Source organism: Acinetobacter geminorum, from assembly GCF_013009345.1.
Taxonomy (GTDB): Bacteria; Pseudomonadota; Gammaproteobacteria; order Pseudomonadales; family Moraxellaceae; genus Acinetobacter; species Acinetobacter geminorum.
The window spans coordinates 1-20,508 of record NZ_JABELE010000013.1 but is presented as its reverse complement, the minus strand read 5'-3'; the positions used below and the strand labels follow the sequence as shown (position 1 = coordinate 20,508).

Sequence of the window (20,508 nt, the reverse complement as noted above, 5' to 3'; positions counted from 1 at the left end):
AAGCTCCAGTTTAAAATCAGGCTGTATTTTAGCAATTATCATCTATGTATGGTGTTGATTTGTTTTCAGCTTTTAACAAAATTAAACCCATAAAAAAAGCCACATGACTGTGGCTTTTTTAATTAACTAATTAGTTCATTGCTGGCAATGGTGGCGGTGTAGATGGACCATCTTTTGGTGGTTCAAATGCAGCCACTGGGTTTTCAGCAACATATACTTTAGGCGGTTGTGGCTCACGACCTTCCATAATGTCACGGATTTGATCACGATCAATAGTTTCCCATTCCATCAAAGCTTTTACCATCGCGTGTGCAATATCTTTATTACTTTCTAAGATATTACGTGCAACTTTGTATTGCTCATCAAGAATACGACGTACTTCTTCATCAACTAACTGTTGAGTTGCTTCAGAAATCGTACGGCTTCCTACATTACCAAAGAAACCATTTTGGTTTTCATCTTCGTAAACCATTACACCCATTTTGTCAGACATACCGTACTTCGTAACCATTGCACGTGCCATTTTAGTAGCTCGCTCAAAGTCATTTGAAGCACCAGTAGATTGCTGTTGGATAAATACTTCTTCAGCAATACGACCACCAAACAAAATTGCAATTTCGTTTAGCATCTTGTCTTTATAGTGGCTAATTTGGTCTTGTTCAGGTAACTGCCAAGTTACACCTAAAGCCCAACCACGCGGCATAATCGTTACTTTATGAACAGGATCTGTACCCGGCAAAATCTCGGCAACAATCGCATGACCAGCTTCATGATAAGCCGTTGCACGACGCTCTTCTTCACGTAGAACCATCGACTTACGTTCTGGTCCCATGTAGATTTTGTCTTTTGCATCTTCAAAGTCATGCATGTCGACCGTGTTCTTATTACGGCGTGCAGCAAATAATGCAGCTTCGTTAACAAGGTTTGCCAACTGCGCACCAGAGAAACCTGGAGTACCACGAGATAGAACTTTAACATCCACACCCGTAACTGAAGGTAATTTTTTCAAATGTACGTTCAGAATCTGCTCACGACCACGAATGTCAGGTAAACCTACCATTACTTGACGGTCAAAACGACCTGGACGTAATAATGCTTTATCCAAGACATCAACACGGTTCGTCGCAGCAATTACGATTACACCTTCGTTACCTTCAAAACCATCCATCTCTACAAGCATTTGGTTTAAGGTTTGTTCACGTTCATCATGACCACCACCTGTACCTGAACCACGATGACGTCCTACTGCATCAATCTCGTCAATAAAGATAATACAAGGCGCATGACGCTTCGCTTGCTCGAACATATCACGGACACGGGACGCACCCACACCCACAAACATTTCAACAAAGTCAGAACCTGAAATGCTGAAGAAAGGAACTTTAGCTTCACCAGCAATTGCTTTGGCTAATAACGTTTTACCAGTACCCGGAGGACCAACCATAAGTACGCCACGAGGAATAGTAGCGCCCAAACGTTTGAATTTTGCAGGATCTTTTAAGAAATCTACAATTTCAACAACTTCTTGTTTTGCTTCATCACAACCAGCGACGTCAGAAAAATTGACTTTGATTTGATCTTCAGAAAGCATTTTTGCTTTCGACTTACCAAAACTCATCGGTCCATTTTTTCCGCCTGCACCACCACCCATGTTACGCATAAAGAACATGAATAACAGAATGATTAACAGTACAGGGAAACTAGCAATGAGAAGTTGCATCAAAATGCCTTGACGTTGAGGAGCTGTTCCCTCTACAACAACATTTTGCTTATTTAAGCTCGGCATAAGCTCAGTGTCTTCAACTTGCGGACGAACAGTTTCAAACTGTGATCCGTTAGTTTTTTCACCATTAATATTTAAACCGTCAATTGTGACTTGCTTAATTTGGCCAGCATTCACCGCTGCAACGAAATCTGAATATTTCATCGCAGTAGGCTTATTGCGGTCACTGATATTACTGAAAATTAAAATCAGAACACCAAGTATTATTAGCCACAATACGGCATTCTTGAAGTAATCGCTCAAAGCTTTATTCCCATATCGATCTAATTTGATCATGCCCAATCTTGGCTGATCGTCATAAAAACAGCAACTGTATTGCTTGCGGATAACCTAAAAGTACAAAATGCACAATTTTTAGGAGCTTGGCAAGTAAACTTTATTGCAATGCTTTCTTACGCCCTTGTCCAACCAAAAAAACTTCTTTAGAGCGTGCCCGAGAAGCTGCTGGTTTTGCTGTCTTTAACACATCAAAACTATCAACCACTTGTTTACGAAACTCATCAAATCCTGCGCCTTGGAACACTTTAACCACAAACTGTCCATTAGGACCAAGAACCTTTTGAGCAAAATCTAAAGCGAGTTCACATAAGTAAATCTGTCTAGGTTGATCAACAGCCCTATTACCTGATGTATTGGGGGCCATATCAGAAATTACAATGTCTACTTGTCGCCCATTTAAAATATTTAACAATTTTTCAAATACAGCTTCTTCTCTAAAGTCGCCTTGTAAGAAAGTGACATCAGGCAAAGCATCCATGGGCAAAATATCGGAAGCAATCACTAAACCTTTGCTACCCACAAGTTTTCCAGCAATTTGAGACCAGCTACCAGGAGCTGCACCCAAATCGACTACCGTCATGCCTGGCTTGATCAACTTATATTTTTCTTGGATTTCAAGAAGTTTATATGCTGCTCGCGCACGATATCCTTCCTTTTGTGCTTTTTTTACAAAAGGATCGTCTAGATGTTCCCTCATCCACGCACGACTGCTTTTCGACAATTTCTGGTTTGTAATGCGTGTTGCCATAACTCACTAAATATCAAAAAAACTTCTGATCGTTCATTGTACGTGAAAATTACTCTCATTACAGTACGGATGTAGCGTAATCTCACTAAGTTTTACAGTTTTTTTTCAATAATGTTGATCGATTATTTATACAGTTTTTCGTACATCTGAATTTAAGTTTTTTGCTATACTAAGTCGTTTTTAAAATCAGGTATTTTTAATGGCCGCTTTATCTATCCATGAACGTAAACGTTTACGTCAAATTGGTCATGTGCTTAATCCGGTTGTCATGATTGGTGGACAAGGCTTAACAGATGCTGTTATCGAAGAAACTCTTCGTGCTTTAAACGACCACGAACTTATCAAAGTTAAAGTTGCTGGTGAAGACCGTGAAGCACGTACTGCTGTAATTGATGCAATTGTAGAAGCCACTGGCGCAGAAGCTGTGCAAAAAATTGGTAAAATTGTTTTACTTTACAAAAAAGCAGCTAAGCAAAATCAGCATTTGTCTAATCTTGTTCGCCACGCTCATTTAGCAAACTAATTTGATTTGACAAACTATGGCAAGTTACGAACTTTCAGCTTTTGATCGTTTTCATGCTGTTTCTGTTGTTGGCGCAATTGAACAGCAAGCACCGCACACTTTAAATGTCGGTTTTTGGATTCGTGATCCAAATCAACTCATTGTCTGGCCCCAAGAAGTCACGGCTAATCCTCGTCAGGATTTTTTGTGGGAAGAAACTTGTTTCGAAATTTTTGTTGGCGTGCATGATGAAGATTATTATCGGGAAATTAACCTTTCCCCTTCTCAAGCATGGCAGTCTTATCAGTTTGAAGAATATCGCTATCCAGAAAGTATGCCTCCCCTTGCTGCTTACGATATCGAACTGAACCATCTCAAGCGTACTCATTATGGCTTAAATGTTAGTCTTGATTTGGGACAATTTATGCAACAGCAACGTTTGAAATGGGCAAACCTTTATTTAGGTTTAACTGCAGTTTTAAAAACCAAAGAAGGTATGCAGTACTATGCAATGCAGCATAGTGGAAAAAGTGCAGATTTCCATAATAAGCGTGACTGGTTACATCAGTTTTAAAAATAAAAAAGCGAGAAATTAATTCTCGCTTTTTTATAGCTGGGTAAAAGCTAAGATCATTAGTTATCTCGTGCTTTATTCCATGCTTCGACTGCATTGTTTTTAGTACGTTTAATGCTTTCACTTAAAGAATCTTTGTGCTTCAAAGAAATCTGGCTAATATCACCTTTAAGTTCTTTACTTACTTTCGTCAAATCTTCAATAAGTGCATTAATTTCTGCTTTCAAAGCATTTTTAAGTTCAGATAGTCCTTCTTGTGAAGTGCTAAACTGAGCTTTAATCACATCAAGACGTTGTAAAATATCTTGTTTAATTTGAATAAATTGATTTTGAATATTCTTGTTTAACTCATGAGTTTCAGCTTCAATTTTTTCTTGAGTTTCACTTAAAACCTCTTTGACCTGCTCTTGAGTTTCAGTGATAGCTTCTTTCACTTGAGTTTTTGCTTCTGTAGCAACTTCTTTAATCTGCTCAGTTTTCTCTGCAACACTTTCTTTTACTTGCGCAGTTTTAGCAGTTACTGTTCTTTTTGCTTTAGTTGTAGTAGCAGCTACGGTTTCTTTCACTTCATTCACCTCAGCTTTTACTGAATCAACGACTGCTTGAGCTTTCTCGCTCACATCTTTTGAAACTTGATCATTACTCATACTATTTCCTCATATTGTTTATTTTTTAACTAGCAATACAATAAATCCAGTTCTAAAAATTCAGCCAGCAAATTGTTAGACAATTTATTAAAAGTAACTGATTCGGATGAGCGCATAATTTTTTTGTAAAAATCAAGCAATGAATTATGTTTTTTAGCAGAAAATAAATAGACTTTTTGAGGTTCCATGCGTATAATGCGCTGTTAAGTTACAAGCGAGCAGACCGATAGGGAGGGGCATGTTTTATCACAACATCGCCTATCTTTTTTGGGTCTCCTCGCTTTTTTACAGCCGAAATTCAGGAGCTTTGGTTTGAGCACCCCCGCCATTTTAGCCCTCGCAGATGGAACGATCTTTAAAGGAACGTCAATCGGCGCAACGGGAAGTACGACTGGAGAAGTCGTTTTTAACACAGCCATGACAGGCTATCAAGAAATTTTGACTGACCCAAGTTATGCACAACAAATTGTGACATTAACTTACCCACATATTGGAAACACTGGCTGCAACGCGGAAGACGTTGAATCTGGTCGTATCCATAAAGTATGGGCGAATGGTTTAATTATTCGTGACCTTCCACTACTACACAGCAACTTCCGTGCTGAACAGTCATTGAGTGAATATCTGCAAGCGCACAATGTTGTTGCAATCGCGGATATTGATACACGTAAATTAACACGTATTTTGCGTGACAAAGGTGCACAAAATGGTTGCATCCTTGCTGGCGAAAATATTACTGAAGAAGAAGCAATTGCCAAAGCTCGCGCTTTTGGTGGCTTAAACGGTTTAGACCTTGCAAAAGAATGTTGCGATCCAACTGGTTTTGAATGGTCTGAAGGTTCATGGACTCTAGGCCAAGGCTTCTCTCAACCTGAATTAAAATATCATGTAGTTGCATACGATTACGGTGTCAAAACCAACATCTTGCGTATGCTTGCAGACCGCGGTTGCAAATTAACCGTTGTACCTGCAGAAACTCCGGCTGAAAAAGTATTGGCACTTAATCCGGATGGCGTATTCCTTTCAAATGGCCCTGGCGATCCAGCTGCTTGTGATTATGCAATCGAAGCTGTAAAAACTATTGTTGAAACCACAACATTACCTGTATTTGGTATCTGCTTAGGCCACCAAATCTTGGCACTCGCTTCTGGTGCAAAAACTGTAAAAATGAACCATGGTCACCACGGTGCTAACCACCCTGTACAAAATCTTGAAGATGGTACAGTGATGATTACTTCACAAAACCATGGTTTCGCTGTAGATGCTGAAACTTTACCAGCTAACTTAAAAGCAACGCATAAATCATTGTTCGATGGCACCTTACAAGGGATTCATCGTACAGACAAACCAGCTTTCAGCTTCCAAGGTCATCCTGAAGCAAGCCCAGGTCCACATGATTGTGCCCCATTGTTCGATCACTTCATCGAACTTATCGAAGCATCTAAACAGTAATTAAGGAGCGAATAATGCCTAAACGTACGGATATTAAAAGCATCTTAATTATTGGTGCTGGCCCGATTGTGATTGGTCAGGCATGTGAGTTTGACTACTCAGGTGCTCAAGCGTGTAAAGCGCTTCGTGAAGAAGGCTACCGTGTTATTTTGGTTAACTCTAACCCAGCAACCATTATGACAGACCCTTCAATGGCTGATGCAACTTATATTGAGCCAATTACTTGGCAAACAGTTGCACAGATTATTGAAAAAGAACGTCCAGATGCAGTATTGCCAACTATGGGTGGCCAAACTGCGTTGAACTGTGCTCTTGCACTTGATGAACACGGCGTTCTTGAAAAATATAATGTTGAATTAATTGGTGCAACTAAAGACGCAATTGAGAAAGCGGAAGACCGTAAACTCTTCGATATCGCTATGCGTAAAATTGGCTTGGAATGTCCAAAAGCTGCCATTGCTGAAACAATGGAAGAAGCTTTAGAAATCCAGTCACGCTTTGGTTTCCCGGTAATTATCCGTCCATCATTCACAATGGGTGGCTCGGGTGGTGGTATCGCATATAACCGCGAAGAATTCCTTGAGATTTGTGAACGTGGTTTTGACCTCTCTCCTACTCACCAGCTATTGATTGATGAATCTTTAATTGGTTGGAAAGAATATGAAATGGAAGTTGTTCGTGACAAAAACGACAACTGTATTATCGTATGTGCGATCGAAAACTTTGACCCAATGGGCGTACACACTGGTGACTCAATCACTGTAGCACCAGCTCAAACATTAACTGACAAAGAATACCAATTGATGCGTAACGCTTCGGTTGCAGTTCTTCGTGAAATTGGTGTTGAGACAGGCGGTTCTAACGTTCAGTTCGGTATTAACCCGAAAGACGGCCGTATGGTTGTTATCGAGATGAACCCTCGTGTATCTCGTTCATCTGCGCTTGCTTCTAAGGCAACAGGTTTCCCGATTGCTAAAATCGCAGCAAAACTTGCTGTTGGTTATACCCTTGATGAATTGAAAAATGACATCACTGGTGGCGTGACTCCTGCAAGCTTCGAACCATCTATTGACTATGTTGTAACGAAGATTCCTCGTTTTAACTTCGAGAAATTCCCGCAAGCTGAACCAGTTCTTACTACTCAGATGAAATCTGTTGGTGAAGTGATGGCTATTGGCCGTAACTTCCAAGAATCTGTACAAAAAGCATTACGTGGTCTTGAAGTTGGTGTAAGCGGTTTTGATGAAAAAATCGAAGCTGGTGCAGCAAATGCAAAAGAAACTATTTTAAAAGAGCTTAAAGTTCCGGGTCCTGAGCGTATCTGGTACGTAGCTGACGCTTTCCGTCACGGTTTCTCTTTAGATGAAGTTTTTGAAGCGACTAAGATTGACCGCTGGTTCCTTATCCAAATTCAAGATATCGTTAAAACTGAAGCTCAAGTGAAAACTTTAGGTTTTGGTGACTTAAACGCTGACAACATCCGTTCGTTCAAGCGCAAAGGTTTATCAGACCTTCGTATTGCTCACCTTATGGGCATTTCACAAAAGCAATTCCGTAAACAACGTTGGAACTTGGGTGTTTATCCAGTTTACAAACGCGTTGATACATGTGCAGCAGAGTTTGAATCTGGTACTGCATACATGTATTCAACTTACGATGAAGAATGTGAAGCAAACCCATCTAACCGTGACAAGATCATGGTGATTGGTGGTGGTCCAAACCGTATTGGTCAAGGTATCGAATTTGACTACTGCTGTGTACACGCTGCATTAGCTATGCGTGAAGACGGTTACGAAACAATCATGGTGAACTGTAACCCTGAAACTGTTTCTACCGACTATGACACATCTGACCGTCTATACTTCGAGCCCGTAACACTTGAAGATGTACTTGAAATCGTACGTACAGAGAAGCCTAAAGGCGTAATCGTACAGTATGGTGGCCAAACTCCACTTAAATTGGCACGTGCTTTAGAAGAAGCAGGTACTCCAATTATCGGTACATCACCAGATGCGATTGACCGTGCTGAAGACCGTGAACGTTTCCAACAAATGATCCAACGTTTACAGCTTCGTCAACCAAACAACAGCATTGTAAAATCTGCTGAAGAAGGTATCTCTGAAGCTGCAAAAGTAGGTTATCCGCTTGTTGTTCGCCCATCTTATGTATTAGGTGGTCGTGCAATGGAAATCGTATATAACGAAGAAGAACTTAAACGTTACCTTCGTGAAGCAGTTCAAGCATCTAATGAAGCCCCTGTTCTTCTTGACCGTTTCCTAGATGATGCAACTGAAGTTGATGTTGACTGTGTATCTGACGGTAAAGACGTTGTGATCGGCGGTATCATGCAGCATATCGAACAAGCTGGTATTCACTCAGGTGACTCTGCATGTTCAATTCCTCCTTATTCTTTATCAAAAGAAATTCAGGATGAAATGCGTCGTCAAACGATTGCGATGGCAAAAGAACTTGGCGTTGTTGGCTTGATGAACGTTCAGTTCGCTGTAAAAGGTGACGATATTTACGTTCTAGAAGTTAACCCACGTGCTTCACGTACAGTTCCATTCGTATCTAAGTGTATTGGTGATTCTTTAGCGAAAGTTGCTGCGCGTTGTATGGCAGGTCAATCTCTTGAGTCTCAAGGATTTACTAAAGAAATCATTCCAACTCACTTTGCTGTGAAGGAAGCCGTTTTCCCATTCGCTAAATTCCAAGGCGTAGACCCTATGCTTGGACCTGAGATGAAATCTACAGGTGAAGTGATGGGCGTAGGTAAAACATTTGGTGAAGCATTCTATAAAGCTGTTTTAGGCTCGAATGAACGCTTACCTGGTTTACCAACTGAAGGCGAAGTAAAACATGCTTTCTTATCAGTACGTGAATCTGACAAGAAATACATCGCTGATATCGCTAAGAAATTAGTTGAATATGGCTTCAAGCTTGTTGCAACAGGTGGTACTTACCAAGTGCTTAAAGAAGCAGGTTTAGAATGCGAATCTGTAAATAAAGTTACTGAAGGTCGTCCACATATTGTTGACCGCTTGAAAAATGGTGAAATACACCTTATTGTCAATACCACTGAAGGTAAACAGGCTCAATATGACTCTGCAATGATTCGTCGTGCTGCCCTACAAGGCAAAGTGTATTACACAACGACTATCAATGGCGCAGAAGCTGTTTGCCAAGCCTTTGCTGTGAAATTGCCAATGGATGTATACCGCTTGCAAGATTTAACTGTAGGTTAATTTTTTTACCGATAAGTCCCGTCACCTTATCGGTGGCGGGATTTTTTCATTTTTTTAACTGTGTTTTCTCAACTTAAGAGGGACCGAAATGCAACGTTATCCAATGACCCCTGAAGGTAAAATCGCCTTAGAGAAAGAATTACAACATCTGAAATCTGTTGAACGTCCACGTATTACTCAAGCAATTGCTGAAGCACGTGAACATGGGGACTTAAAAGAAAATGCAGAATACCATGCTGCTCGTGAACAGCAAGGTTTCTGTGAAGGACGCATCCAAGATATCGAAGGAAAATTGGGTGCTTCACAAGTCATCGATGTTAAAGACTTAGAACAAAACGGTCGTGTTGTATTCGGTGTTACGGTAACGATTGAAAACCTTGATACTGAAGAACGCAAGACTTATAAAATTGTTGGTGATGATGAAGCTGACTTTAAAATCAATAAAATCTCAGTGAACTCACCAATCGCACGTGGCCTTTTGAGCAAGAGTGAAGGTGATGAAGTAAAAATCGTTACTCCTCAAGGCGAAGTGGAATATGAAATTGTAAGTGTAGAATATCTCTAAGATAATGTACAAACAGCCCCTCTTAAAGAGGGGTTTTTTAGTTCAAGCGTTGATATACTTTTTGGAAAAATACTTATGGATACTCCTTTAATTAACACTCCTGTTCGTCATTGGTGTGAATTTGAGTTTATTTCCAAAACTGTGAAAAATCCAAATATCCATATTAAAGGAAATTATTCTTATTATTCAGCTTATTGGGATCAAGGCTTTGAACGTTGTGTAGTCCGTTATTTACATGACAAAGCTTCAACGCCAGAAAAACCAATTGACCAACTTTATATTGGCAATTTTGTTTGTTTTGGCGCTGAGTGTGTAATCATGATGGGTGGTAATCAGCTTCATAGACCCGACTGGATTTCAACTTTTCCTTTTGATACTCGTAATTTTTTGGCGGCTGGCGATACTATTATTGCTGATGGCTGCTGGGTTGGTAGCCGTGCCATGATTATGCAAGGTGTCAAACTAGGTGAAGGCGCAGTGGTCGCCACTGGAGCCGTGGTAACTAAAGATGTTCCTCCCTATGCAATTGTAGGTGGCGTGCCTGCAAAAATTATTAAATATCGCTTTCCTCAAGAACAAATCGACAAACTACTTGCTTTAAAACTTTATGGTTTAGATGAGAAGCAAATTTTGAAAATACGTGAATATCTTCAAACTGATGATATTGATGCTTTATCTACACATATAGAAAATTTGCGCAATTTATAAAAATTTATCTACAAAATTTGTTGTTATAAAATCACAAATGATTACGTGCTTGAATTTAAATCGTCAAAAAATAAGTATAAAGTATTAATAAATAAGCATCATTACAATAAGGAAGATACTCATGTTATATCAACATATTCTTGTACCAATTGACGGTTCTGAAACTTCTATGATCGCCATGAAAGAGGCGATCAAACTTGGAAAAGCGCTAAATAGCAAAATTACGGTTGTACAAGTTATGGCACTTGACCCGTTTATTGCAGATGTCTATGTAAAAACTGGTCAAACGAATGATTTGATTGAACGCACACGAACTTATTTACTCGACATTTTAGAACAAGCAAAGCAAAAATTTGCCGAAGAAGGTATTACTGTTGAAACTAAGTTATTGGAAGGTTTTGTAGTGCATGAAGAAATTATTGAGGCTGCTCAAGACTTAAATGTTGATCTCATTGTGATGGGTTCACATGGTCGTACAGGTGTCCGAAAACTGGTGCTGGGTAGCGTTGCACAAAAAGTCTTAGGCGAAAGTCATATTCCTGTTTTAATTGTTCGATAATTTCCATATTTCCTATCTTGTTAATTTTAATGATTTAGGCAATTATTTTTAAATAAATAGCCCTTAAGTCAATTTAAGGCTGCCAAGCAAATTGCTTTAAGTTTACTTTGCCATTTAACAAATAGACGCCTTCAGCTTCTAGCTTTAACTGTTGAACATTTTCACCCTTTTCATTAAATTTACTTAGGCTAATTTTGCCTTGAGAATTAATAACCCTATACCAAGGGACTTGATGATCTGCTTCAAGATGCTTAAGGACATAGCCAACTAACCTCGCATGTTTAGGTAAACCTGCCATACGAGCCACTTGTCCATACGTTGCAACTTTTCCGTAAGGAATCAAAGCAATGACTTCTAAAATTTGCCGATGTAGTTCATACTGAGTTGTCAAAGTGGACTCCATAAAAATTGACATAATTCATATCATATAAAAATTTTTTGAATAAAACTAAATGCAATCCAAGGTGGGCTTGAGGGAAATCTGCATGAAAAAAACATTACTGGTAGTTACTGGGACTTTACTTTGCGTGTCTTGTACAACACGTCCCCCTCTTCCTTTAGGAGAAGCACCTAAAGTCCCTACAGATGACCGCCCTATTGTTCCAGTCACTTTTGTTTTTACCACCAACGCTCTTGAATCTACGAAATTTGATAATCTGCAACAAATGCGTAAGGAGATTAAAATATTAAATAAATATTATGTAGATGATAAAAACAATAAAATCTTTAAGTTCAAATTAAACCGCTATATTCCATATACAGAATTCTCTAAATTACGATGTGATCTTAAACAGCAAATTAATCAGCCTTATCCTATTTCCCTTGAAACAATTCCTGCCAGTGTAAACACCTGTTTTCCGAAACGAACTGCAAGTAAAGAAGTTATTGTTTTTATTTATGATGCCTATTCAACCAAATGGAAATTTGAAGATGTAACAAGTAGAACTTTTCGTAATAATGGCAAACCTTTTATTTTATTAGACTGGAATCGTTTAAATTATAATATTCAGGCAGGAAGCGTTCATGAAATGGGGCATGCATTTGGTCTAAAACATGTTTGCGCACCGAATGCTACAAAACGGACTCCAACGAATATTATGGCAAGTGCTGAATGTAAACGTGGTAGTGGTGGATTAAGGAATTTAGGTTTTACACCTGTACAACTTCAAACGATTTTATCAACGTACAAACAATATCCCTAAAATTTAATTTCAATATATGCTCCTAAGTTATCTTGGGTAGCGATGTAATTTTCAGAGGTCAGTAAAGATGTCATGTAAGTACTCGCCTTTAAGAAATCTTCAGCATCGACTGGATACGGCTGCCAAAATGTTTTCAAATTATTGGTATAGATCGGATATAAACGCAGTCGATCTTTTGACAAATCTAGCCGTGCTATACATCCATATGGTAGAGCATTGTGCTCTGCATACTCACCATTACTATTAAAAACTGCATTACCAATACCAAATACTATTGGCTTTTGATGAATGGATTGAATGGGTTGAACAGTATGCGCACCATGCCCAATCACAAGGTCAGCCCCAGCTTGGGTTAAAATATTGGCGAGTTTAGTTTGTTCTTTTGTAATAGGTTTAAAATCAACACCCCAATGACAAATAACGATGACTTTATGGTGAGGATGAGCCAACTTATAACGACTTATTTGTTCAATTAAAACTCCATTTAGACAAGCCACTCCACTCTTGTGCGCTAAAGCGTAAAAATCATAATCTAAATAGGCTGTATCTCTGTGCCAATAGCCATTAAAAATAGCGTAGTGCTTGTTATTAAACATGATTTCAAAGTAGCTATGAGCATCTTTTTGATTCAATCCTGCACCGATATAAGAAATTTTGGCCTGATCAAATTGTTGTAATGTATAAGCTAATCCTCGATTTCCATAATCTTTTAGATGATTATTTGCCAACACAACATGGTTAAGGTGAATATTCTTAAATTCTGCTAATGTTTTTTCAGCCTCAGCTTTAAGAATAAACGGCTTTTTACGCGCTAATGGTGATTGATATTCTAAAGAAAATACTGCTTCAAAGTTAGCAATATTTAAGTCATTTTCACCTAAAAAGGCTTTTATTTTTTCGAATGAATAGCTGTACCCATATTGTTGTAGGGCATCTTTTTGCCCCTTAGACTTACGCCTTTCTGTATAGATCTCCCCAAAATAAGTATCTCCCAAAATGTTGATCATGCCACTTTGAGTAGAGCAAACTTTAGGTTTTACGTTCTGCTCTTGAAAGCAGTGATAGTAAGGAACCAAATGTTCAATTCGATGAATATCATCTAAAAATGAAAAGAAACCGATGGTCTGGTTTTCTTCAAAGAACGTGAGATAAATTTCTCGAAACGAATTAGAGAGGTATAAGACCGTTACGACTGATTGAGCCATTAATGGCGTCTGGGGATGATAGGCCTTACCCTTAAAATTTAGCTCCTTTACAAAGAACAGATTTCTGATTTCAGCTGGATAGGTATAAATATTTTTGACTAATAAAAACAAATGTTTTAGCTGATTTCGTTTACCCTCTTTTTTTAAATTTAAGTGATAGACATCAGCTCTTTCGGACAAAATTAAATGTGCTTTTTCACTTGTACCGCAAAGCATATTGCTTAAAGCATGTTTTACATCTGCTGCTTGGGTAAAAATTAAGAACTGTAATAGCTCAGTAAAGGTGTAATTTTCAGAAGGCTTTAAGCCTAGATTGTGCTGACCTACTTGCTCAGATAGATATTCAGGCACGGCATAGACATCTTGAGCCTGTATATTGTTTTGCTGAAATTGCTCTAATGCATAGTCGATGAGTAAGAGCGTTGAAATATCATCATCAAATTCGAATTGCCATAAAGTTTCATCAAAACTTGTAGTATCAACATGTGCTAATAATTTGATCTCAACGGGTTGATATTTCATGGCTCATCACCTTGGTAATCTTTAACGTAAGCGATGTAACCCGATAAGTTATGCTCTTGGTCATCAATCCTTACTCGAAAACGGTCATGACGAATATAAAACGCATGTAAAATTTTATCGGGGCGTGCCATATACATCGCCATTTCCGGATAAAAAAATCCTGTAGTTTGAAAATCTGCTCTAAACTCAATTAGTTTTTGAAGCTCAGACATATAAGATTGCTCAAAAAGTGCTGTGCGCCCCTGCTCTTTTAAACGGTTCACCATTTTATAAGCAGCCATTAACATCTCTAACAAAGTTGCATATGTGGTTTTTCGATTTTTAATAAAAATAAAATGTTTTAAGTAATTATTTAAACCAAAAATAAAATATTTTTCTTCTGGGCATATTTTAGTGAGTTCATTGGTACAATAACTTAACCAATGATCATGATATTTTTCATATCTCTTTTCAATAAAACATTCAAACATTAACTTAACCGTTTCTAATAATCTAGAATCTTGGTTAATTTGGTATAAACGTAATAAAGCTAAAGCAGCTTCTCCATCATAATAAATAATTCTAAATTTTTCTTTTAAATCATAATCTGGATAATTTAATACATGAGTCGTTGATCCATTTAAATCTACTAGCTTTAAAATACCATTTGCGAGTTTCTCTGCATATTTTTGATAATCAGTTTTTTGAGTAATTTCTTGATATTTTGTTAGCATTAAAATAGCTGCCGCATTGGCTCCTAATTTAATTTCAAACTCCCCTTCTTTACCATCAATCATAAAAGCAGTTTCTGAGTCTTTTTCTTTATAAAAGTTGGTCAGTGCATATTGAATAGCAGCATGTATTTTGGGCCAATATTCTGGCTTACTCTGCACTTCAAATGTTTCTAGCAATGCATACACTGAAGTACAGTGGCGTACAGTATTGTAGTTACGAATATTGCGATCATAGGCAGAAAAATAGCCATAGATAAATTTGCCATTTTCTTGAATTTGATCATGCAAAAATGCCGAATTTTTTTCAATTAACGACTGAAAATGCTGTTTCTTATTGCTCGAAATCGCCCTAATACCATTTGCATCATAACCGCTCGCTAAATTAATCAATTGCCCATTTTCATAAAATGCTGCGTAAGTATCAAAAGTCCAAATGCCTTGTAGCTGTTGTAGTTTAATCTGTGGTTTAGTCGCGCTATATTTTTGCTTAATTGCGTAATTCAGATTTGTTTCATCAAAAAAGTTGGGTTTGTCATAACTCAAACCTCGAATAATTGCTTTTCCATAAATCTCTTGCTCAAGAAAAGCTACTGAACATTGTTCATCAAACCCAATACCTTTACGGTAGTGGTTGTTGTGAAATTGATGATGGACCTGCTGCTCTACTACTTTCCAAGTTTGCTTCGTTAAATTATATGCAACATCAATTTTTATATAATCAACAAGTGACTCATGTGCAAACTGTTCATTAATGAAAGCTAATAATTCTTTTTTTGCTTGTGAAAAGCTTGTCTTTTTACTGTGCCATACGTTACATCTTTGGTCTTTAGGCCCATAAGATATAAATAAAATTGTTTCATCCTGAAAAGCGGAAGCATGTGGAGCGATATGTTCTAACCAAAGGTTCAGTTGTCTTTGGAAGTTTAAAAAAGCCGTCACTCGAAATCAGTCCCTATCCGTTATTTGTTGTTCTATAAAGTTTTCAATACATCATAACATGAACATGTGAAACGCTAAGTGAACGTATTGTTTAAACATAAAAAAAGAGCCCGAAGGCCCTTTTTTATAAGTCACTTGTCAGTTTAGAAAATGATTTGACCATTATTGATCAAGTCATTCAATGTCACAGGACCTGTAAGGTTAGTCAATTGAAGCAATGGCGTTTCAGTGTAAGTACCTTCGATGAGTAATCCGCCATCACGGTCTACGCTGATTGTCGCAGTTTGAGTACCAGCATCATAACTTACTGTCACATATTGACCGATTGTTAAGTTAGTTTGAGAACCAATTAACAAGTTACTTAAGTCAATCTTATCAGCTTGATCATCTGTTGCAGTATCACCTACATGGAAGTCAGTCCATACATCTACACCACCACCTGTTGTGTTACCGCCAGTTGCGTCAGTGACACTTGCAGCTGTTAATGTGTTGTAGATCAAGGTATCAGAGCCATTACCGAGAGCAAATGTATCATTTGCCGCAGTACTTACCGCAAGGCTATTCAACTCTTGACTCAAGTTAATCGTCAATGTAGAGGCATATTCACTACCATCGATCACTGAAACCAACTTGTAATCAATCACATCAACAGTCGCATTTGCAGCACTGTCTAATGGTTTGTAGAAGTAAGAGCCATCATTGTATAGATACAATGTGCCTTCACCCGTATTCACTCCTTGACCAGCAGCTAGCTCATATGTGCCAGTTGTTGAGTTCAGTACATAGAGCTGAGTACCTTCTACGACATCGTTAGTAAGTACGTTGCCAGTAATCCAGTCTGTTTGACCATCTGGTGTATATTGGTCTAGATGAGTCGCTGTAGTTGTCACTACAGAGTCTAGAGTTACCACACCTAGTGAAAGCACACTTGATAAACTGAATACAACTCGATAAGTACCTGCCGTCAAATGTGGTACATCTGCCGAGAATGCCGGAGCACCGAGTACACCTGCCAAGGCAGTTGCAGAACCTGAATATGCTGTATCAACCCATGTTCCACCTACGAACTGCTGAATTGTATATCCAGTTGTTGGGAAAGCAGACAAGCTTAATGATGCAGTGTAGTTCAACTGTACATGTACATCGCTTACTGTATTAGCAGCAATCACAAATTGATCCGATGTTACCGTACTGCTGAGTACAGGAAGTGGAATTGGGAAACCAACCAAGTTACCGATGGTCACATTACCACTTACCACATCCACAAGTGGATCTACCACTGGTGACATACTGATTGTTGCATCGTCAGTATCAGCTGTTGCAGAAGGTGTTGGAAGCGTTGCATCTGCCGAAGGATCTGCTGTATTCCAAGTTACATCAACATCTGGCGAACCAACTTGAACATGTAATGTAGCTGTATCAGTTCTGCCAGTCACTGGGTCTGTGACCGTGTAAGTGAAGCTATCAACTTTACCTACATTCGCCATATCTGCAGTTGCCTGATAGCTATAGCTGCCGTCTGAATTGATTATCAAGCTGCCATATGCACCTACGATCGTTGTCGGAGTACCTACTACAACTGCCTCTGTATTACCATTTTCAGCTGTAACTGTAGTTACTACTGAAGTTGTCGTAATGTAGTCTGGCACATAGTTTGTACCGTAAACAGTAGAGTTATCATCAGCGAGTACATTACCAGTTACAGGGTCAACGACCAGTACAGGTGGTTGAGTAATATCACCATGATTTAGTGTGATATCCGCAGTAACACTACCTAGAGCTGTAAGTAATGTGTTGCTTTCCATGAACAACTCATAAGTACCGGCACTTAAGTTATCAATCTTGAATTGAACTTCAGAACCAAAGATACCTAACAAGTCAATTACGCCAGTATCAGAACTATCCGCAACTACAGTACGAGTGCCATCTGGATTTACTCGTGTTAATACCACATGTAAACCGTCGACAACCGTAGCAACCGAACCAAAGTTCACTGCAATGATGGCGTCAGTCAGATTACCTGGATCAACTGTAAATGTCGCTGTACCTTCTCTAGAACCGATAACAATTCCACCTACACCGAGTAACCAGTTATAGCTGATCGCATTATCAAGTACCTCAGTTGTTACTGGATACACCATGTCTATTTCAGCTGAAGCAACGTTATCCATTGCATCTACTGGAAGCGGGCTAGTAATTACAGCTGGTTGAGATGGATCTGCATCGTTCCAAGTCATATCTACACTGTCACTATCGAGACGAACATAAAGTGTTGCCTCAGAAGTGTTACCTGTTACAGGATCAAGCAAGGTGTAGGTAAATTGATCTACCTGACCTAAGTTTGCTCCGTCTACAGTTGGGGTATAAGTGTAGTTACCATCTTGGTCGATCACCAATGTACCGTATGCACCAGTGATTGTTGCACCAGCAACTGGATCAACCGCAACACCATTCACTTGAGAAATCACAGCACTGCTGCTTGCTGCATCAACTTCACCAGTGAGACCTGCATCTTTGATGACATTACCAGAGATCGGTTCAACAGAGTAACCTGCCACGATGTATGGATTATAGACATCCATCGTACCAGTTAATGTTCCGCCTAAACCTACACCGACTAAACCTTCATATCCAATGAATGCACGGTACTGACCAGCATCCAATCCTTCAAGAACAGCTGTTGGCGTACCACCGATAAGTGATAGATCAATGAGTGATGCTTCTGGGTTAGTACCACCAATCGATACCCATTCACCTGTTGCTTCATCAAATTTCTGAACAACAATCGCATAATCGCTGAGTAAATCTGCTGTGATTATGGCATCAAATGTGAATGTTGCTGTACCTTCACGGTTCGGATCAACAGTAAATTCAATTGCTTCATCAGCGAGTAATTGTAAATCCAGACCAGCTAACGATACAGCTACAAGGTAAGATGCATCTCCAAGAGCTACATCATCTGCAACAAGCAACGGCTCTGGGTTAATTTCTGCGGTTACAACATTATCCACCGCTTTCACAGAGCTCAATTGGATATTGAGATTTGCTTGAGCTGTATCACCAGTTAAAGGATCAGTTAATGTGTAGACAAATACATCTGTTTGACCAACTCCGGCGGAATCTAAGTTAGGAGTGTAAGTATATGTACCGTCTGGATCGATTAACAGAGTACCGTACAAGCCGTTAATCACAGTATCTGCCGCTGTAACAGGCTGACCATTTACCGCTGTAACTACTGTTGTAGGAGTTACGATATCTATTTCACCACTGGTATTAATATCAGTAATCACATTACCATCGGCAACTTCAGTGTAGTATCCACCTACTTGTGTCGTATCATAGACATCCATTGACCCTGTTAAGGTACCAAGTAAACCGATGCCTAGAAGACCGTTATAAGTCATGAATGCACGGTATTGACCTTCTTCTAATCCATCAATAACTACACTTGGAGTTCCACCTAGTAGAGTTAAATCTAGAATATCAGCTTCACCACCACCGTAAACAGAAGTCCAATTACCAGTTATTGGGTCTAGTTTTTGTAGTACCAATGAGTAATCGGATAAAACATCTGCACCAAGCAATGCACTATAGGTAAATGTCGCGTTGCCTTCTTGACCAGCGCCTACTGTAAAATCAATTGCTTCAGAACCAAGTTGTAAATCAAGTCCAGCAAGTGAAACCAAGGCTAGGTAAGTTTCGCTACCTAACGGGGCATCATCTTGTACAAGCAATGGTTGAGGAGCAAGTACGGCTGTATCAGTGTTATCAAAGGCCAAGATACTAGAAGAACTAATCGTTACCGTACCAGTTGCCGGAATCGATACATTACCTGCAGGGTCTGTTGCCGTTACACTTACAGTGTGCGGACCATCTGCGAGTGTTGGCAAAGTATTATCTGCAAGGGTCCAGGTACCGTCACCATTGTTGGTCGCTGGGTAATCCACACCATCTACGTTCACCACCACGGTTGCTGTCGGATCATCGATCGTACCAGTCAATGGAGGTGTGTCATCATTAGTAGTTACATCTGTGAAACCAACCACTGGTGCAACCAGGTCAACGATAAAGCCATCTGTACCGTCAAGCACATCGCCTGTACCCAAGTTACCAGCAAGGTCTGTATATGTACTATCAGCAACACTAATGCTTGGTGCTGTGCCTGTACCATCAGGTGTGAACACCGCTGTCCAAGCGATATTGTCAGTTGTAACCAACGCACTCAATGTACCACCAATAAGTGTGATGTCACTTGCATCAAAGCCTGTAACTGCCTCACTGAATGTGAAGCTAATATTCGCAGTTTCACCTGCTGCAAGAGCTAGATCATCAGTAGTAATTGCAAGTGTTGGTGGAACAATGTCTACAACGAAACCATCTGTACCATCAAGTACATCACCTGTACCTAAGTTACCTGCAAGGTCTGTGTAAGTATTATCAGCAACACTAATGCTTGGTGCTGTGCCTGTGCCATCTGGTGTAAACACCGCTGTCCAGGTGATGTTGTCCGTCGTAGTCAGGCCAGTCAAGGTACCGCCCACTACCGCGATGTCTGTCGCATCAAAGCCTGCAACTGCTTCACTGAATGTGAAGCTAATATTCGCAGTTTCACCTGCTGCAAGAGCTAGATCATCAGTAGTAATTGCAAGTGTTGGTGGAACAATGTCTACAACGAAACCGTCTGTACCGTCAAGTACATCGCCTGTACCCAAGTTGCCCAAGACATCTGTGTAGCTACCATCAGCCACCGCAATGCTTGGTGCTGTGCCTGTACCGTCCGGTGTGAACACCGCTGTCCAGGTGATGTTGTCAGTCGTAGTCAGGCCTGTCAATGTACCGCCTACAACCGTGATGTCGCTTGCATC

16 protein-coding genes are annotated in these 20,508 nt (G+C 39.5%); 8 read left to right on the top strand and 8 right to left on the bottom strand.

Annotated elements, in window-relative coordinates; translation table 11 throughout:
- Positions 1–130 precede the first annotated feature (130 nt).
- Together ftsH and rlmE are read right to left on the bottom strand one after the other, a co-directional pair.
- The gene (gene ftsH, locus HJG58_RS13190) at positions 131–2,026 is read right to left on the bottom strand and encodes an ATP-dependent zinc metalloprotease FtsH (protein WP_033848050.1); all 1,896 of its coding nucleotides are present in this window, start codon (positions 2,024–2,026) and stop codon (positions 131–133) included.
- A 133-nt stretch (positions 2,027–2,159) separates the two neighbouring features.
- Complete coding sequence (gene rlmE, locus HJG58_RS13185; protein ID WP_000235573.1) at positions 2,160–2,810, bottom strand: 23S rRNA (uridine(2552)-2'-O)-methyltransferase RlmE; 651 nt, start codon at positions 2,808–2,810, stop codon at positions 2,160–2,162.
- A 199-nt stretch (positions 2,811–3,009) separates the two neighbouring features.
- Between rlmE and yhbY the strand changes: the two genes are divergently transcribed.
- Positions 3,010–3,333 (top strand): ribosome assembly RNA-binding protein YhbY, encoded by a 324-nt coding sequence (gene yhbY / locus HJG58_RS13180; RefSeq protein ID WP_002115576.1) that lies wholly within the window; start codon positions 3,010–3,012, stop codon positions 3,331–3,333.
- Positions 3,334–3,349: 16 nt separating this feature from the next.
- Entirely contained in the window at positions 3,350–3,886 is a 537-nt protein-coding gene (locus HJG58_RS13175) for a DOMON-like domain-containing protein (RefSeq protein ID WP_170249238.1), read from the top strand.
- 59 nt (positions 3,887–3,945) lie between these two features.
- Here HJG58_RS13175 and HJG58_RS13170 read toward each other — a convergent pair whose 3' ends face one another.
- Both HJG58_RS13170 and HJG58_RS13165 read right to left on the bottom strand, forming a co-directional pair.
- The gene (locus HJG58_RS13170; protein WP_033847991.1) at positions 3,946–4,533 is read right to left on the bottom strand and encodes a hypothetical protein; all 588 of its coding nucleotides are present in this window, start codon (positions 4,531–4,533) and stop codon (positions 3,946–3,948) included.
- Positions 4,534–4,562: 29 nt separating this feature from the next.
- Entirely contained in the window at positions 4,563–4,721 is a 159-nt protein-coding gene (locus HJG58_RS13165) for a hypothetical protein (protein WP_170249237.1), read from the bottom strand.
- A 124-nt stretch (positions 4,722–4,845) separates the two neighbouring features.
- Between HJG58_RS13165 and carA the strand changes: the two genes are divergently transcribed.
- The 5 genes from carA to HJG58_RS13140 all read left to right on the top strand — a co-directional run bounded on the left by carA (position 4,846) and on the right by HJG58_RS13140 (position 11,062).
- Entirely contained in the window at positions 4,846–5,985 is a 1,140-nt protein-coding gene (carA, locus tag HJG58_RS13160) for a glutamine-hydrolyzing carbamoyl-phosphate synthase small subunit (protein ID WP_016146221.1), read from the top strand.
- A gap of 14 nt (positions 5,986–5,999) precedes the next feature.
- On the top strand, positions 6,000–9,230 hold the full coding sequence (carB, locus tag HJG58_RS13155; RefSeq protein ID WP_068930225.1) for a carbamoyl-phosphate synthase large subunit: 3,231 nt from the start codon (positions 6,000–6,002) through the stop codon (positions 9,228–9,230).
- Between the two features lie 88 nt (positions 9,231–9,318).
- Entirely contained in the window at positions 9,319–9,795 is a 477-nt protein-coding gene (gene greA / locus HJG58_RS13150) for a transcription elongation factor GreA (protein ID WP_002115570.1), read from the top strand.
- Between the two features lie 75 nt (positions 9,796–9,870).
- On the top strand, positions 9,871–10,503 hold the full coding sequence (locus HJG58_RS13145) for a CatB-related O-acetyltransferase (protein ID WP_170249235.1): 633 nt from the start codon (positions 9,871–9,873) through the stop codon (positions 10,501–10,503).
- 121 nt (positions 10,504–10,624) lie between these two features.
- Complete coding sequence (locus HJG58_RS13140) at positions 10,625–11,062, top strand: universal stress protein (RefSeq protein WP_170249234.1); 438 nt, start codon at positions 10,625–10,627, stop codon at positions 11,060–11,062.
- Between the two features lie 73 nt (positions 11,063–11,135).
- Here HJG58_RS13140 and HJG58_RS13135 read toward each other — a convergent pair whose 3' ends face one another.
- Positions 11,136–11,465, bottom strand: coding sequence for an MGMT family protein (locus HJG58_RS13135; protein WP_170249327.1), 330 nt, complete (start codon positions 11,463–11,465; stop codon positions 11,136–11,138).
- Between the two features lie 82 nt (positions 11,466–11,547).
- Here HJG58_RS13135 and HJG58_RS13130 point away from each other — a divergent pair, with 82 nt between their 5' ends.
- Positions 11,548–12,264, top strand: coding sequence for a zinc metalloprotease (locus HJG58_RS13130; protein WP_170249232.1), 717 nt, complete (start codon positions 11,548–11,550; stop codon positions 12,262–12,264).
- Here the strand turns inward: HJG58_RS13130 and HJG58_RS13125 are convergent.
- From HJG58_RS13125 to HJG58_RS13115, 3 genes are all read right to left on the bottom strand, one after another.
- A complete protein-coding gene (locus HJG58_RS13125) occupies positions 12,261–13,991 on the bottom strand; it encodes a CapA family protein (RefSeq protein ID WP_170249230.1) in 1,731 nt (576 codons plus the stop codon). The two genes, HJG58_RS13130 and HJG58_RS13125, sit on opposite strands and share 4 nt — an antisense overlap.
- On the bottom strand, positions 13,988–15,643 hold the full coding sequence (locus tag HJG58_RS13120; protein ID WP_170249228.1) for a glycoside hydrolase family protein: 1,656 nt from the start codon (positions 15,641–15,643) through the stop codon (positions 13,988–13,990). Before HJG58_RS13120 ends, HJG58_RS13125 begins: the two co-directional genes overlap by 4 nt.
- A gap of 143 nt (positions 15,644–15,786) precedes the next feature.
- On the bottom strand, positions 15,787–20,508 hold a 4,722-nt coding region (locus HJG58_RS13115; RefSeq protein ID WP_235944511.1), incomplete at its 5' end, for a BapA/Bap/LapF family large adhesin.

Bases quoted from the DNA above. Each gene is read 5' to 3' on its own strand.
- greA (WP_002115570.1), top strand. From the start codon at position 9,319: ATGCAACGTTATCCAATGACCCCTGAAGGTAAAATCGCCTTAGAGAAA.
- HJG58_RS13140 (WP_170249234.1), top strand. From the start codon at position 10,625: ATGTTATATCAACATATTCTTGTACCAATTGACGGTTCTGAAACTTCT.
- HJG58_RS13145 (WP_170249235.1), top strand. From the start codon at position 9,871: ATGGATACTCCTTTAATTAACACTCCTGTTCGTCATTGGTGTGAATTT.
- HJG58_RS13175 (WP_170249238.1), top strand. From the start codon at position 3,350: ATGGCAAGTTACGAACTTTCAGCTTTTGATCGTTTTCATGCTGTTTCT.
- carB (WP_068930225.1), top strand. From the start codon at position 6,000: ATGCCTAAACGTACGGATATTAAAAGCATCTTAATTATTGGTGCTGGC.
- rlmE (WP_000235573.1), bottom strand. From the start codon at position 2,810: ATGGCAACACGCATTACAAACCAGAAATTGTCGAAAAGCAGTCGTGCG.
- HJG58_RS13125 (WP_170249230.1), bottom strand. From the start codon at position 13,991: ATGAAATATCAACCCGTTGAGATCAAATTATTAGCACATGTTGATACT.
- HJG58_RS13130 (WP_170249232.1), top strand. From the start codon at position 11,548: ATGAAAAAAACATTACTGGTAGTTACTGGGACTTTACTTTGCGTGTCT.
- HJG58_RS13135 (WP_170249327.1), bottom strand. From the start codon at position 11,465: ATGGAGTCCACTTTGACAACTCAGTATGAACTACATCGGCAAATTTTA.
- HJG58_RS13170 (WP_033847991.1), bottom strand. From the start codon at position 4,533: ATGAGTAATGATCAAGTTTCAAAAGATGTGAGCGAGAAAGCTCAAGCA.
- HJG58_RS13165 (WP_170249237.1), bottom strand. From the start codon at position 4,721: ATGGAACCTCAAAAAGTCTATTTATTTTCTGCTAAAAAACATAATTCA.
- yhbY (WP_002115576.1), top strand. From the start codon at position 3,010: ATGGCCGCTTTATCTATCCATGAACGTAAACGTTTACGTCAAATTGGT.